Annotated in this window: 16 protein-coding genes; 11 read left to right on the top strand and 5 right to left on the bottom strand. The window is 62.4% G+C overall.

Features of this window, described 5'->3' with window-relative positions; genetic code table 11:
* Positions 1-35: 35 nt before the first annotated feature.
* The 5 genes from bioB to G3572_RS04715 are packed head-to-tail and all read left to right on the top strand — an operon-like array spanning position 36 to position 4,970.
* On the top strand, positions 36-1,001 hold the full coding sequence (bioB, locus tag G3572_RS04735; protein ID WP_205518619.1) for a biotin synthase BioB: 966 nt from the start codon (positions 36-38) through the stop codon (positions 999-1,001).
* Complete coding sequence (locus tag G3572_RS04730; RefSeq protein ID WP_164609483.1) at positions 988-2,118, top strand: 8-amino-7-oxononanoate synthase; 1,131 nt, start codon at positions 988-990, stop codon at positions 2,116-2,118. The genes bioB and G3572_RS04730 overlap by 14 nt, the downstream gene beginning before the upstream one ends.
* Before the next feature lies 1 nt (position 2,119).
* Complete coding sequence (bioD, locus tag G3572_RS04725) at positions 2,120-2,734, top strand: dethiobiotin synthase (protein ID WP_164609482.1); 615 nt, start codon at positions 2,120-2,122, stop codon at positions 2,732-2,734.
* A gap of 9 nt (positions 2,735-2,743) precedes the next feature.
* On the top strand, positions 2,744-4,000 hold the full coding sequence (locus G3572_RS04720; protein ID WP_164609481.1) for an adenosylmethionine--8-amino-7-oxononanoate transaminase: 1,257 nt from the start codon (positions 2,744-2,746) through the stop codon (positions 3,998-4,000).
* Positions 3,963-4,970: a beta-ketoacyl-ACP synthase 3 gene (locus G3572_RS04715; protein ID WP_240335396.1), complete on the top strand. Its 1,008-nt coding sequence runs from the start codon at positions 3,963-3,965 to the stop codon at positions 4,968-4,970. The genes G3572_RS04720 and G3572_RS04715 overlap by 38 nt, the downstream gene beginning before the upstream one ends.
* A gap of 228 nt (positions 4,971-5,198) precedes the next feature.
* Here the strand turns inward: G3572_RS04715 and G3572_RS04710 are convergent, their stop codons facing one another.
* The 5 genes from G3572_RS04710 to G3572_RS04690 all read right to left on the bottom strand — a co-directional run bounded on the left by G3572_RS04710 (position 5,199) and on the right by G3572_RS04690 (position 9,057).
* Positions 5,199-5,603, bottom strand: a complete 405-nt coding sequence (locus tag G3572_RS04710) for a hypothetical protein (protein WP_164609480.1) — start codon at positions 5,601-5,603, stop codon at positions 5,199-5,201.
* Entirely contained in the window at positions 5,600-6,928 is a 1,329-nt protein-coding gene (locus G3572_RS04705) for a recombinase family protein (protein ID WP_435530951.1), read from the bottom strand. Before G3572_RS04705 ends, G3572_RS04710 begins: the two co-directional genes overlap by 4 nt.
* Positions 6,925-7,425, bottom strand: a complete 501-nt coding sequence (locus tag G3572_RS04700) for a DUF2924 domain-containing protein (protein ID WP_164609479.1) — start codon at positions 7,423-7,425, stop codon at positions 6,925-6,927. The genes G3572_RS04705 and G3572_RS04700 overlap by 4 nt, the downstream gene beginning before the upstream one ends.
* Positions 7,426-7,822: 397 nt before the next feature.
* Positions 7,823-8,740, bottom strand: coding sequence for an ImmA/IrrE family metallo-endopeptidase (locus tag G3572_RS04695; protein WP_164609478.1), 918 nt, complete (start codon positions 8,738-8,740; stop codon positions 7,823-7,825).
* Positions 8,737-9,057 (bottom strand): helix-turn-helix domain-containing protein, encoded by a 321-nt coding sequence (locus tag G3572_RS04690; RefSeq protein WP_101919837.1) that lies wholly within the window; start codon positions 9,055-9,057, stop codon positions 8,737-8,739. The genes G3572_RS04695 and G3572_RS04690 overlap by 4 nt, the downstream gene beginning before the upstream one ends.
* Before the next feature lie 160 nt (positions 9,058-9,217).
* Here G3572_RS04690 and G3572_RS04685 point away from each other — a divergent pair, with 160 nt between their 5' ends.
* The 6 genes from G3572_RS04685 (at position 9,218) to G3572_RS04660 (ending at position 13,497) form a co-directional block, all read left to right on the top strand.
* Entirely contained in the window at positions 9,218-10,444 is a 1,227-nt protein-coding gene (locus tag G3572_RS04685) for a hypothetical protein (RefSeq protein WP_164609477.1), read from the top strand.
* Positions 10,419-11,366, top strand: a complete 948-nt coding sequence (locus tag G3572_RS04680; protein ID WP_164609476.1) for a hypothetical protein — start codon at positions 10,419-10,421, stop codon at positions 11,364-11,366. The genes G3572_RS04685 and G3572_RS04680 overlap by 26 nt, the downstream gene beginning before the upstream one ends.
* 159 nt (positions 11,367-11,525) lie before the next feature.
* The gene (locus G3572_RS04675; protein WP_164609475.1) at positions 11,526-11,735 is read left to right on the top strand and encodes a helix-turn-helix transcriptional regulator; all 210 of its coding nucleotides are present in this window, start codon (positions 11,526-11,528) and stop codon (positions 11,733-11,735) included.
* Positions 11,736-11,746: 11 nt separating this feature from the next.
* A complete protein-coding gene (locus tag G3572_RS04670) occupies positions 11,747-12,232 on the top strand; it encodes a hypothetical protein (RefSeq protein ID WP_164609474.1) in 486 nt (161 codons plus the stop codon).
* On the top strand, positions 12,232-12,978 hold the full coding sequence (locus G3572_RS04665; protein ID WP_164609473.1) for an ATP-binding protein: 747 nt from the start codon (positions 12,232-12,234) through the stop codon (positions 12,976-12,978). The genes G3572_RS04670 and G3572_RS04665 overlap by 1 nt, the downstream gene beginning before the upstream one ends.
* 21 nt (positions 12,979-12,999) lie before the next feature.
* On the top strand, positions 13,000-13,497 hold the full coding sequence (locus G3572_RS04660; RefSeq protein WP_164609472.1) for a DUF669 domain-containing protein: 498 nt from the start codon (positions 13,000-13,002) through the stop codon (positions 13,495-13,497).
* Positions 13,498-13,510 lie beyond the last annotated feature (13 nt).

The raw sequence follows: 13,510 nt of genomic DNA, 5'->3' as shown, positions 1-13,510 counted from the left end.
CGAAAGGAAGCTCGATGTCGGATATCTTGTTATCTATGAAATCTGCTGGTGGGACCAGATTCGATCTGCCGTTTGCGCTTTCCGTATATCATCGGCCGCTCATGGACCTGCTTCATCGCGCGCATCTGACGCACCGGGCGCATTTCGATCCGAACCGGGTGCAACTGAGCCGCCTCTTGTCCATCAAGACCGGCGGCTGCCCCGAGGATTGCGCCTATTGCAGCCAGTCGGTCCGCAATGGCGCGAAACTGTCGGCCACCAAGCTGATGGAAGTCGAGAAGGTGCTTGCAGAGGCGCGGAAGGCCCGCGACAGCGGTGCAACACGCTATTGCATGGGCGCGGCCTGGCGCGAGCCGAAGGACCGCGACATGGACATGATCGAGGCGATGGTGCACGGCGTCCGCGATCTGGGGATGGAAACCTGCATGACGTTGGGCATGCTCAGCGAAGATCAGGCGGTACGGCTGGCTCGCGCAGGGCTAGATTACTACAACCACAATATCGACACCTCCGAGGCCCATTATCCGCAGGTGATCGGCACCCGCACCTTTGCCGACCGGATCGATACGCTTGCCCGGGTGCGCGCAGCGGGGATCAAGGTGTGTTCCGGCGGCATCCTCGGTATGGGCGAGACAGTCGAGGACCGGGTTTCGATGCTGGTCACTTTGGCCAATCTGCCCGAACCGCCTGAAAGTGTGCCCATCAACATGCTGATACCGATCGAGGGTACTCCGCTGGCGCAGGCGAAACCTGTCGACGCGATCAGCTTTGTCCGGATGGTGGCTCTGGCGCGGCTTCTGATGCCCACTTCGGTTCTGCGTTTGTCGGCCGGACGAAAGGGGATGAGCGACGAGTTGCAGGCGATGTGCTTCTTTGCCGGTGCAAATTCGATATTCATGGGCGAAAGGCTTCTGACCGCCGACAATCCGGAAACCGACGACGACCTTGCGTTGTTCGGCCGGCTTGGCCTGCAACCCATGGCGTCCGATGTCCGTGCTTGAGGCTCCCAGGCGCTTGCTCGACAGTCTGGCAACCCGCCACCGGCTGCGTCACCTTCGGACCGCAGAAGGGCTGGATTTCGCTTCGAATGATTATCTGGGGCTGGCTGGGTCAGCCATGGTGCAGCGGTTGGCGCAAGAGGCTCTGGCCCGCGGCGTGCCGCTTGGCGCTGGTGCGGCGCGGCTGTTGCGCGGCAACCATCCAGCCTTTGAACGGCTGGAAGCTTTAGCCGCGCAGCACTTCGGTGCCGGCGCCGCACTCTATTTCGGGTCAGGCTATGCCGCAAATCTGGGGCTTTTCGCGGCCCTGCCACAGCAACGCGATCTGGTTCTGTACGATGCGCTGATCCATGCCAGCACGCGGGACGGTCTGCGATTGGGCGCTGCCGAGGCGCAGTCCTTTCCCCACAATGACGCCGATGCGGCGCGCGATGCGCTTTTGGGCTGGCGGCTGGCGGGCGGAAAGGGGCAGGTCTGGTTGGCGGTCGAGAGCCTGTATTCGATGGACGGCGACAGGGCACCCCTTGCCGATTTCGCCGCGCTGGCTCGGGACACAGGCGCCATGCTGGTGGTGGACGAGGCCCATGCCACGGGCATTTTCGGTCCCGGCGGGCGCGGGCTGGCGGCGGAATGGGCGGCCGAGCCCTATCTGGTCAGCCTGCATACCTGCGGCAAGGCGCTTGGCGGGCAAGGCGCGCTGATCTGTGCCGCCAGGCCATTGATTGAGCTTCTGGTCAACCGTGCCCGCAGTTTCATTTATTCTACCGCCCCTTCGCCCCTGCTGGCCGAGGTGCTGTGCGGCATACTGGAGCACATCGCTACCGATCCGTCGCGGCGTGAAACCCTGCTTGCGCGGATGGATGATCTGGCCTTGCGCTCGTCTTGTCTCGGCCTTGCGCCGTCGCACAGCCAGATCCAACCCATCCCGATCGCGGGCGACTTGCAATGTCTGGCGGCATCGGCCCGGCTGCAATCACAGGGCTTTGACCTGCGACCGATCCGGTCGCCCACCGTGCCCAAGGGCTCTGAACGGCTGCGGCTGTCGCTGACGCTGAACGTTACGCCCGCCGACCTCGACGCCCTGTTCCGTGCCTTGTTCCTTTTGCAGGAGGACCGCTGAGATGAGTGTCGTGATCGTGACCGGCACCGATACCGATATCGGCAAGACCGTCTTTGCCGCAGGCCTCACGGGCCAGCTGCGGGCGACCTATTGGAAACCGGTACAATCCGGGCTGGAGAGTGAAACCGACAGCGAGGTCGTGCGCCGGCTGAGCGGCCGACCAACATTACCAGAAACGCTGCGCCTTCAGCTCCCGGCCTCGCCCCACCTTGCCGCCGCAGCCGAGGGGCGTCGGATCGATGACCGGCTTTTGCAACTTCCTGAAACACGGCCGTTGGTGATCGAGGGCGCAGGTGGACTCATGGTGCCGTTGAACGCCAGCGTGACGATGCTCGATGTCTTTGCGCGCTGGAATTGTCCTGTGATCCTGTGCGCCCGCACGCGGCTTGGCACAATCAACCACAGCTTGCTTTCGCTAATGGCGCTGGAAAGCCGGGGGCTGACCGTGCTGGGCGTGGCCTTCATCGGCGATCCGCAGCCAGAGGTCGAGGAGACGATCCAGCGCATGGGCAAGGTCCGTCGTTTGGGGTGCCTTCCGATGTTGCCCGTCTTGGAACCCGCGTGTTTCCAAGACCAGTTCGATGCAGCCTTCCCACCTGGCACCTTTGATTTCTAAGGCGGCAAGATGACTCATTCTCCAATCTGGCATCCCTTCACGCAACATGCCCTCTTTCCCCGAATGCGCCCGATCGCCTCGGCCAAGGGGGCCTGGCTGATGGATGCGGACGGCACGCCCGTCTTCGATGCGATCTCATCCTGGTGGGTGACGACCCATGGCCATTGCCATCCTGCAATTGTAGCGGCCATCCGCGACCAGGCGGGGCGGCTGGATCAGGTGATCTTCGCAGGTTACAGCCATGAGCCTGCCGAAGATTTTGCCCGCCGCTTGATGGCACGGGTGCCCGACACCTTGACACGTGTTTTTTTCAGCGATTCCGGGTCGACCTCGGTCGAGGTGGCCTTGAAGATGGCACTTGGTCATTTTCATCACCGCGGTGAGGCCCGTCATCGGGTGATTGTGCTGCAAAACGGCTATCATGGCGACACTGTCGGCACCATGTCCACGGGCGAAACCGGTGCCTTTACCCAGCCCTACGAGCCTTTGCTATTCGCCGTCGATCGGCTGCCCTTTCCCTCCGAAGGCCACGAGCAGGCGACCATCGACGCGCTGGAGGCACTGGCGCGCCGCTCTGATACTGCGGCCTTGCTGATCGAACCCCTCGTGCAGGGCGCGGCCGGGATGCGGTGCTACCGGCCCGAGGTTCTGGTTGAAATGGCAGCGATCTGTGCCCGGTATGGCGTTCTTCTGATTGCCGACGAGGTTATGACCGGCTGGGGCCGCACTGGGCGTTTTCTCGCCTGCGATCATGCCGAGGTGCGGCCCGATATCCTTTGCCTGTCCAAGGGCATAACCGGCGGTCATCTGCCTTTGGCAGTCACCTTGTGTCGCGAGGAAATCTTCCAGTCCCACTGGTCCACTGACCGACGCCGAACCTTCTTTCATTCCTCCTCTTATACCGCCAATCCGATCGCCTGTGCGGCGGCTGCGGCCAACCTCAGCATTTGGGAGGATGAACCCGTGCAGTCTCGCATAGACGCCGTTTCGGCCCTTCAGGCCGAAGCCGTGAGCAGACTGGCGGGGGTGAAGGGGCTGACGGGCGTGCGCAGTCTTGGCACCATCCTCGCTGCCGAGATCGGCCCCCCCCGTGAGGGTTACATGGCCGAGATTACGCCCGAACTGATGGGCTTCTTCCAGTCCCGTAACCTCCTGATCCGGCCGATCGGTCAGACCGTCTATCTCTTGCCGCCTTATTGCAGCACGGGCGACGAACTGGCCGCCTGCCATGACGCAATCGCCGAGGCTGCCGATGCCTTCGGCTGACGGTCTGTGCTGGGCGGGCTTCGGCCATTATCTGCCCGAGCGGGTGGTGACCAATGCCGAGATCGAGGCAGATCTGGGCTTGGCACCGGGCTGGATCCTGGCCCGTACCGGCATTTCTGCCAGGCATTATGCCAGCCCCGGTCAGGCGTTGAGCGATCTGGCGGTGCCTGCCGGAGCCATGGCGCTGCAAAATGCGGGCTTGGAGGTGAGGGAGATCGGCCTCTTGCTACTGGCCACGTCGACGCCAGATCACCTCTTGCCGCCGACGGCGCCTTTGGTTGCGCATCGCCTAGGGTTGTCTTGCGGCGCCGTCGATATCGCAGGGGCCTGTTCGGGGTTTCTTCATGCTCTCGCCCTCGCAGCAGGCCATGCCCGGCTGACGGGACAGCCGGTTCTGGTGATCGCAGCCAACATTCTATCCCGCCGCATCGACCCCAAGGATGCCAGCACGCGGGCGCTTTTTGCTGATGCAGCGGGGGCGGTCGTGGTGGCGCCCTGCGCTGATCCGGGCCGAGGCCCGCTTTCGGTGGTCCTCGGGTCTGATGGAGGGCTATACGATGAGATCCTGATCGAAAGAGGCGGCAGCCGCACCCCAGATGTTCCCGGCACGCCGATCGAAGCCCGGATGCAGATGCGAAACGGTCGCGCCGTCTTTGCCCGGGCGGTGGAATGCATGGCGACCTCCAGCGCGGAGGCGCTTCGACGTGCAGGTTTACACCCATACGACCTTGGGTTCTGGATGCCGCACCAGGCCAATGGTCGCATTCTCGACCAAGTTGCGGGGCGGCTGGGGCTGGGGAACACGCCGCGCCTTGGTACCTTGTCACTGCACGGCAATTCCTCGGCTGCAACGATCCCCCTCGCCCTGTCCTGCCACCATGCAGAGGGTGGATTGCTGGACAACGGCCCGGTCCTGCTGTCAGCCTTCGGTGCCGGCACAATATGGGGCGCCATGGCTTGGCAGAACTGAGCCGCGTCTCCGTCCGAAGTTGCCGGACGCTCTGGCCGACTAGGGCTGCATTTCTGTAAGAGTGCAGTCTTACATGACCTACGCGCTACGATCACTGCCCTGAGCCGCGTGAGGCTAGAACAAAGTCAGGCCACAGCGGCTAAACCATTCCTTCCCACTTCTGATCGACCGCATTTAAGAAGTAACCCCTCGCCGCTGATGCTTACTCTAACGAATGCTCTGGGCTGATCACGTCATTCTAGCCAATGCGTTGCCGACGGAGTGCTCCACTTGCTCCACCCAGGTTTCGCCCGCCAGAAAGCACAGATCATAGAGGCTGACTGCCGACGCCTCTCGCCCGCAAGTCAGCCGCTTCAGCACCTCGGGTGCCAGATATGCCAACCTGAGCTGGCGGCTGACATGGCGTTCGGCCAGTCCCACGGCCTCGGCAAGTTCCTGAATGGTGGCGAACTCACCGGCATCCATGCGCCGCCGCCACCCCCATGCGCGGCCGATTGCGCGCAGGATGTGCGGATCCTGCGCCTGATCCTCGCTCGGTCGATAGTCGGCGGGCGGCAAGATCTTCGGCCGCCCGTTCTTCTTGCGCACCTTCAACGGGATCAGCACGCGGATCGTGTCGTCCGGTTTGATCATTCTGCAGCCTCCATCCGGCGTGGAGCCACCATCTCGCGGATGACGCCCGCAATCCCCTCGCGGCGAATGTCGACCTCGAGCCCAGCGGCGGTGACCGTGACGCGCCGCACCAGAAGCTGGATGATGCGGGCCTGTTCGGCTGGGAAGAGTTGTGACCAGAGAGCCTTGAACTCGTGCAGAGCAGCGATGGCATCCGCCTCGTATGCCCCAAGGCCGTCGCGTTTCAGGGCGGCCAACACCTGCGTGACAACTTCGGGCGTTTGCAGGATGCGCCGCACTTCGGTCACGACCGCGTCCTCGACCATTCCGGCGGCGAGCCGCATCGGCGCGGTCTCCTCGCCGGTCTCGCGGTTCCGGATCACATCCATTGAGACGTAGTAGCGGTAGAGCTTGGCCCCCTTCTTGGTGCTCGTTGGCGTCATGGCCGCGCCGTTCTCGCTGAAAATTAACCCCTTCAGCAGCGCTGGTGTCTGGGCGCGGCTGTTGTTGGCACGCTTGCGCGGGCTTTCCTGCAAAATGGAATGGGCGCTGTCCCAGAGGTCGGCTTCGATGATGGCGGCATGTTCGCCCGGATAGGACTTGCCCTTGTGCAGAGCTTCGCCCCGGTAAACCCGGTTATTGAGCAACCGATAGAGGTAGCCCTTGTCGATCAGCGTGCCCTGCTTGTTGCGGAAGCCCTCACGGCGCAGTTCCCGCGCCAGTACCGTAGCGGAGCCAAGCTCAATGAACCGTTCGAAGATCCGGCGCACCGAGGCGGCCTCCGCCTCGTTCACCACCAGCTTTCGGTCCTGCACATCGTAGCCGAGGGGCACATAGCCCCCCATCCAGATCCCGCGCTTGCGCGAGGCCGCCACCTTATCGCGGATGCGTTCGCCGATGACCTCGCGTTCGAACTGGGCGAAGGACAGCAGAATGTTTAGCGTCAGCCGTCCCATAGAGGTGGTCGTGTTGAATGACTGCGTCACCGAGACGAAGGTCACGCCGTTGCGGTCGAACACCTCGACCAGCTTGGAGAAATCCATCAGCGAACGACTGAGGCGGTCGATCTTGTAGACCACCACGACGTCGATCAGACCATCATCGATATCGGCAAGAAGCTGTTTCAGGCCGGGCCGGTCAAGATTTCCACCGGAAAACCCACCGTCGTCATAGCGCTCGCGCGTGGCAACCCAGCCCTCGGAGCGCTGGCTGACGATATAGGCCTCGCAGGCCTCCCGCTGCGCGTCGAGACTGTTGAATTCCATGTCGAGCCCTTCCTCGCTCGACTTGCGGGTGTAGATGGCGCAGCGCAGGCGGCGGTTCGGGCGACTGTCCAGCTGCATCATGCCTCCTCCCGCTTGCGCTCGCGCAGGCCAAAGAAACGGTACCCGTTCCATCGGGTGCCAGTGATTTCGCGGGCGACGGCGGAGAGCGATTTGAACTTGCGTCCCTGCCAGTCGAAGCCGTCCTTTAGCACGGTCACGGTGTGCTCGACGCCGTCCCATTCGCGCAGCAGCTTCGTGCCCGCCACCGGATTGCGGGGATCGGCGATCTGATGTTTGCGCCGGGCGTGGCCTTCGACCTCGTCGGCCAGCAAGTCCAGCATACGCCGCGTGTCCCGGTCGGGGCCGCCGTAGGTCAGTTCCTGAAGCCGATAGGCGATCCGCAGTTCAAGAAACGCCCGGCTGTTGTTCGGTGCCGAGGTGCCGATGAGCTTTTCCCATTCGGCTTTCAGCTCCTTGACCGACATCTCCTTCAGAGCGGCCAGGCGTGACAGCACCGTCTGGTCCAGGCTTGGGTCATTGCCCGGTTGGATGGAAACTATCTTATTGTGATGCTTCATGAATTCCTCCGATGCGGATACGTTTTGCACGACGACCACCGCTCTTTCGGGGCGAGAAGTCCACGAAACTGTCTCCGTTCTCGACAGATAAACCGCTGGACTGTGCAGCGTTCAGCCGCATTACCCCAGCGGCTAGGATGCGGCCGATCTCGGCAAGGCGCGCCTCGGATGACATGCGCTCAGGGCATAGGGGGTTGGGCCCCGAAACCGGGCCTTCGAGAGTGGATGACATGGCGACTTTTCGCGATTGGGATGATGGTCAAAAGGTATCGCGAAATCCGGAAAGCACAAGTCTTTCAATATCTTGTGGACAGTCTCGGCTTATGAGAAGCACCGCGCAAATCTGCGCATGCGCTCCGTCGCCTCCATGGCTGACGTAGACTGTTCCGGGCGCGAATCAGCGCGCTTTGTCGCCCATGAACTTGTCGAACGTGTCGAGTGTTGGCTCTTCCTCGAGCTCGGCCATCTCCCACCGCGATGGCACGCGGTCGGGATAGAGCAGCAGCGAAATCGACATCTCTTTGCCGGGCGAGAACACGGTCATTTCACGCACCGGCTCGGAGCCAAGCCAGACACCTGCCGGGTGGTGATGGCCGTGGCGCCCCGTATCCGAGTCCACTTCCTGCGCTGCCAATGACGTTGGCGGCAACTCGGTCACTTCCTGCCGTGCGCGATAGAATACACCGGATCTCAATAACGGCTCGCTGGACCAAGCCCAATCGATGAAGCCTTCCTTGCCGACCACGATCATGGCGCGCTTGTCGGTGATGGTCATCCACTTCAGGATCGCCGCCGTCAGGGACACGGCATAGCGGTCCGACAACTCGGTCATCACGTCGATGTCGATTACCCGTCCCTTGATCTGGGCGCGGAAGTCATCCAACGGCATCAGCAGGTACGAGGCAAAGGTGTTGGCCTCGCCCTCAATCCTATTTCTGGCTTCATCCCATTCGGCCATGTTGCGATTGGTGCATTGTAGGCCGCGCGGGTTGGTCTGCCGATGCAGAAGGTAGTGCCCCAGTTCATGCGCCAGTGTGAAGTTGCGCCGCCCTGTAGACCGGATGCTCTCATTATAGACGATGCCCCACTCGCCAGAGCCGCTGGGGTGCGGCATCAGCATGCCTTCGACGCCCTTTGAGAGCTGAAGCCCCTTCACAATGGTAATCGGCGCCTCCGGAAAGACCTGCTGCGAGAAATCCTGCGCCAACGCTGCCACATCGATGGGGAACCGCGGCAACCCGTGCGCAGCCTGATGCAAGGACAGGATCTTCGTCAGGCGGTTAGCCCAGCTCTGCGGCGTCGTCGGCAGGCTCAATCCTTCTTCCCCCACATGTCGATCATCTGGTTGATCTTCTGCTGGTCCTCCGGGGCAAGCTTGCTGAACTTTCGGAAGAATGCTTCCTTCAGCACCTGATCACTGGGCTCCTCGCTCTCGTCGAGCAGGTAATCGGTCGTGACCTCGAGGGCTTGGGCGATACGTGTCAGCTTTTCACCTGACGGCTTGCGGGTATCGCGATTTTCCAACTCCCAGATGTAGCTCTTACTCGAGTCGGTCAGCTCGGCGAGCTTGTCGAGGGAGTATCCCTTTTCCTGGCGGTGGCGCTTGATCTTCGCGCCGAGGGACGTGGTCATCGTTTCATCCTTGGTTTCCTTGGGTTCAGGACGTGCGTTCGATATGCCGAACAAAAATGTGCCGCGCAAGTAGACTCGGCGATTTGTTCGGTATATATCGAACGTCAGCGTATCGCGCCGCGCTGATTCCCTCCTCCTCCCGGCCAAGAAAGGGCCCCGCATGACCTCCATTGCTGCATTCCTCCGCAAGACCCCCGTTACCCGTTTGCAGGACTACTTCACTGCCGGCGCTTTCACCTCGCTCGCGCCTGTCGATTGGACCAAGCCCGAGCCGGACGTCGTCGAGCCGCTGATCAAGGCCGTGGACGGCATGTCCGACGACGAAAAGCAGCGCGTCGTCCTTGATGCCGGCCGTGTCGCGGCTCTCGCTGATGAACCGGGGCAGAACGCCTTGCAGAACGTCGTGCAAAACCGCGCTGTGTTCGACGCGCTGGAGGGGGCCAACAATCGCTCGCTGTGGGTTTTTTTGAAGGAGCCTGATCGTTTCCGTCTCGCGGAAGAGGTGCGCTACAACGACGAACGTCGCCGGACGCGGTCCTGGAGCGGGTTTGGCGTCGATGCCGATCTGGAGGTGAAAAAGGACCCGATCTCGCTCGCGGCGTTTACGGCGGCAATCCGGGCTCGGTTTGAGACGCCCAATGTCCATGTCGACATCTTCGACCGCCACCGGGTGATCCTCGATGGTGAAGAATGCGAACTTGTTCAGGTCGCGGTCTACCGGGAGGGGCGTCCTGAGGACATGCTGGGCTTCGATGCCAACAGCACCTTGTCACGCCGGATCGTGAAACCTGTCTTCGAAGCTGCGCTGACCTATGAAGCTGCGACTGGCGTGATCGAAGTTGTGGCTAAGACCCGCGAGGACCGGATCGATCTGACCCGGTTCATGGCGCGCGATCTGCTCGGGATCACCCTTGGTGAGGACCAGTCGCTGCCGCTGCGCGAATTCGACCTCAGCATGTTGCTGCGGCCGTTCGACTTCCCGACCGACCCTGCCGACGGGATTGCCAGCGTGACAGTCAAGGAACTGCGTCTGATGGATCTCGGCGACGCAAAGGAGCGCATCACGCTTGAATCCATGTCGGGCGCCGACCGTACGATCTGGCAGATGGCGGAACACCGTATCGGACTGGACATCGGGGGCGGTGCCCATGTGTTCGGTCACGCAGGTGACGTGCCGGAATGGGTGATTACCCGCGCACGCTTCACCATCAAGTTCCATCCGGGCCCCTCCGGCGGTCGTGGCAAGTCGCTGGCCCTCAACGTCACGATGCCGCACGGCTGCAATCTGAAGGACATGACGGCGCAAGAGCGCCTGATCGGCGAGAAGTATCTGCGCCTCTGGGGCATCCTGAAAGACGACAATGACGAAGGCGACATCCTTGAGTAAGCGGGCGATCGACCTCCTGCTGCGGGCCATGGAAGCCCGCAGCACGTCTCTCCAGGCATCGGCGCTGCATCAGGTCTCGCGCGGTGCGACCGACGCATTGCTCGCAGCGAAGCTTCTGGTGCCGAGCGGGCATGTCCCAGTTGTTGCCAGGATGGACGATTACGAGGATGAACCGGTCGAGGCCACCTGGTCGGCCGAGCTGAAATCATACGGCTATCACGACAGCACCGGCCGCTGGGTTAAGGTCGCTAATGAGGAGATCGCGGCGTGCAGGGTCGACTACGGTCTGGCCCTTGCCAAGATGCTGGTGGCGTTCGAGCGCGCCGGGCCCTCACGCCCGACGCCCTTGATCTCGGATCTTGTCTGGGACGTGGGAACCATCAAGCTTACCGGAGCGAAGGCCCCAGCGCCCGTCTGGTTTGCCCGGCGGCTTGGAGATCCGAGGGGCTGGGCGCAGCTCGAGGCGCTGATCGGACGCAAGCCGCCGGAGGAAATCCGCATTATCCTGACCTCCACGCCCGGTGAGCGCATCCCGGAGACCGCCCAGAAGCGCAACCACATCATCAATGTGTCGGATGTTGCAGGTGATCCGGCCAAGCTCACGATCTCGCCGCAGGTACTCGCTGCGCGGGTGTTCCCCGGGCAAGTGCAGCGTCGTTTCCCGATCGATCATTCGGATGACTACGGCATCGTCTGGCTGCGCGGCGAAACCCTCACCTTCAAGAGCCCCAAGCAGCGGCGACTGTTGAACGTCTTGTTCGATGCGTACGAAGCAGGTTCTGCAACATGCCTGACTGAAGCCGTGTTGTATGAAGCGGGCTACAAGGACGGCACGAACGCATTCTCAAAGGTGTTCAGCGGGCGCGACGACTGGCGCTCGTTCATCAAATACGCCGACGGAAACTGTTGGATAGAGCCCTAATCCGATCAGCCATCGCCATTTCGAAGGCCGTCCAGAAGGGCGGCCTTTTGATTTTGTGACTCTCCTACCGGCTTCCCTACCGGTGCCCTCCCTCAGCCCTACCACGCCCTCCGCCATGTTGATCCCGCAAGTGTTCGCGGAAATCCCAAGGAGGTTCACATGGCGACCAGGCACCTTTCCCAGATCGAGCTGGCGGCTCGCTGGAACATTTCGCACCGCACGTTGGAGCGCTGGCGGTGGACGGGTGAAGGCCCGAAATTCATCAAGCTCGGCGGCCGGGTGATCTACCGGCTGGAGGATGTCGAAGCCTTCGAGGTCGAGCAGATCCGCGGCGCGGATCATGAACCCCATCGGCCGATGTCGGCGTGAGGGGGGATGACATGACGATCTCCAATCACATCACCCTCGCCGATATCCACCGCATGCCGGTGGGCCAGATCGCTGCGCTGCCCGCCGACCAGCTCGCCCTGCTGAAAGGCATGGCGGACGAGCAGCTGACGCAGGCGAAGTCCATCTCGGACTGGCTCGATGGCGCCATTTCCCTGAAATACGCCGATCGCGCCGGTGACTTTCGCCATGAGGCTGGCAAGGACACTGGCACGATCCGGTTCGAGGATGGCGGCGTCACCGTCATCGCCGAACTGCCCAAGCGTATCGATTGGGACCAGACCAAGCTCGCCAAGATCGCTGCAAACATCGCATCCGCTGGCGAAGACCCGGCCGAGTTCATCGACACCAAGCTGTCGGTCTCGGAGCGCAAGTACGGTGCCCTGCCGGAAAGCTGGCGCAGGGGTTTTGAGCCCGCGCGCACGGTCCGGACCGGTAAGCCCAAGTTCCGTCTGGTGTTGAACGAGGGAGCGATCTGATGGCCATTTCTCTCGCATCCCTGCGCATGACCTCGGCGCTGACGCCGCCGCGCATCCTGATCCACGGCGTCGCCGGGGTCGGCAAGTCCACCTTTGCGGCCGATGCCGACCGGCCGGTCTTCATCATGACTGAGGACGGGCTCGGCAAGCTGCAGGTGCCGCATTTTCCGCTGGCGACAAGCTATGCGGATGTGGCCGGGGCGCTCGATGCGCTGCTGAGCGAGGATCACGCGTTCGGTACGGTGGTCATAGACAGCGTCGACTGGCTGGAGCCGCTGATCTGGGCCGAGGCCTGCCTACGCAATGGCTGGGCCTCAATCGAAACCCCCGGCTTTGGGAAGGGCTATGGCGAGGCGCTGAATATCTGGCGCGAGTATCTCGACAAGCTGAATGCGCTCCGGGACCAGAAGGGCATGGCGGTCATCCAGATCGCTCATACTGACATCAAGCGCTTCGACAGCCCCGAGCACGAGCCCTACGACCGGTACGTGATCAAGCTGCAGGCCCGCGCCTCGGCGCTCTTGCAGGAGCATTCGGACGTCGTGCTCTTCGCCAACTATCAGATCTCGGTCGCGAAATCCGATGTCGGCTTCAACAAGAAGGTAACCCGGGCGCTCGGGTCTGGTGCGCGCGTCATGCACACCGAGGAGCGCCCCGCTTTCCTCGCCAAGAACCGTTACGGCCTGCCGGACACGCTGCCCCTCAGCTGGGCAGAGTTCATGGCGGCCATGCCCCAATCCGAATGATCGCCTTGAAAGGACAAGACCATGGCACGTTTCGACACGTCCTTTGACGCCACCAGCGTCGAACCCACCACCGCCCACGAGCTTTTGCCTGCTGGCAAATACCGCGCCCAGATCGTTGAAAGCGAGATGCGCGTCACCAAGAACGGCATGGGCCAGTTTCTCTGGCTGATGCTCGACATCCTCGAGGGCGAGTACAAGGGGCGGAAGATCTTCGATCAGCTGAACCTCGTTAACCCGAACCCGACCACGGTGGAAATCGCGCAGCGCACGCTGTCGGCCATCTGCCACGCGACGGGCAAGATGCATGTCAGCGACAGCGAGGAGCTGCACCTGATCCCGATGACGATCCAGGTGAAGGTCAAGCCGCCGAAGAACGGTTACGGCGAAAGCAATGCCGTCGCTTATCTGCCGCCCGACCGCGGCGTTGCGGCCCGTGCAGCCAAACCGACGCCCGCTGCGCCCGCCACACCTGCGGCCCCGCCCAAGATGGCGTCTGCGCCCTGGAACAAGAAGGGCTGATGCGCTGCGCCGC

The organism is Pseudotabrizicola algicola, from assembly GCF_010915705.1.
GTDB lineage: Bacteria > Pseudomonadota > Alphaproteobacteria > Rhodobacterales > Rhodobacteraceae > Pseudotabrizicola > Pseudotabrizicola algicola.
The sequence above is the reverse complement of the archived record's forward strand: the minus strand, read 5'-3'. Positions and strand labels throughout refer to the sequence as shown.

What these genes read in the sequence shown, in the direction of transcription:
- bioB (WP_205518619.1), top strand. Translation starts at nt 36, where the DNA reads ATGAAATCTGCTGGTGGGACCAGATTCGATCTGCCGTTTGCGCTTTCC.
- G3572_RS04670 (WP_164609474.1), top strand. Translation starts at nt 11,747, where the DNA reads ATGACGATCTCCAATCACATCACCCTCGCCGATATCCACCGCATGCCG.
- G3572_RS04700 (WP_164609479.1), bottom strand. Translation starts at nt 7,425, where the DNA reads ATGAAGCATCACAATAAGATAGTTTCCATCCAACCGGGCAATGACCCA.
- G3572_RS04660 (WP_164609472.1), top strand. Translation starts at nt 13,000, where the DNA reads ATGGCACGTTTCGACACGTCCTTTGACGCCACCAGCGTCGAACCCACC.
- G3572_RS04705 (WP_435530951.1), bottom strand. Translation starts at nt 6,928, where the DNA reads ATGATGCAGCTGGACAGTCGCCCGAACCGCCGCCTGCGCTGCGCCATC.
- G3572_RS04675 (WP_164609475.1), top strand. Translation starts at nt 11,526, where the DNA reads ATGGCGACCAGGCACCTTTCCCAGATCGAGCTGGCGGCTCGCTGGAAC.
- bioD (WP_164609482.1), top strand. Translation starts at nt 2,120, where the DNA reads ATGAGTGTCGTGATCGTGACCGGCACCGATACCGATATCGGCAAGACC.
- G3572_RS04710 (WP_164609480.1), bottom strand. Translation starts at nt 5,603, where the DNA reads ATGATCAAACCGGACGACACGATCCGCGTGCTGATCCCGTTGAAGGTG.
- G3572_RS04665 (WP_164609473.1), top strand. Translation starts at nt 12,232, where the DNA reads ATGGCCATTTCTCTCGCATCCCTGCGCATGACCTCGGCGCTGACGCCG.
- G3572_RS04730 (WP_164609483.1), top strand. Translation starts at nt 988, where the DNA reads ATGTCCGTGCTTGAGGCTCCCAGGCGCTTGCTCGACAGTCTGGCAACC.
- G3572_RS04690 (WP_101919837.1), bottom strand. Translation starts at nt 9,057, where the DNA reads ATGACCACGTCCCTCGGCGCGAAGATCAAGCGCCACCGCCAGGAAAAG.
- G3572_RS04680 (WP_164609476.1), top strand. Translation starts at nt 10,419, where the DNA reads ATGACGAAGGCGACATCCTTGAGTAAGCGGGCGATCGACCTCCTGCTG.
- G3572_RS04720 (WP_164609481.1), top strand. Translation starts at nt 2,744, where the DNA reads ATGACTCATTCTCCAATCTGGCATCCCTTCACGCAACATGCCCTCTTT.
- G3572_RS04715 (WP_240335396.1), top strand. Translation starts at nt 3,963, where the DNA reads ATGACGCAATCGCCGAGGCTGCCGATGCCTTCGGCTGACGGTCTGTGC.
- G3572_RS04685 (WP_164609477.1), top strand. Translation starts at nt 9,218, where the DNA reads ATGACCTCCATTGCTGCATTCCTCCGCAAGACCCCCGTTACCCGTTTG.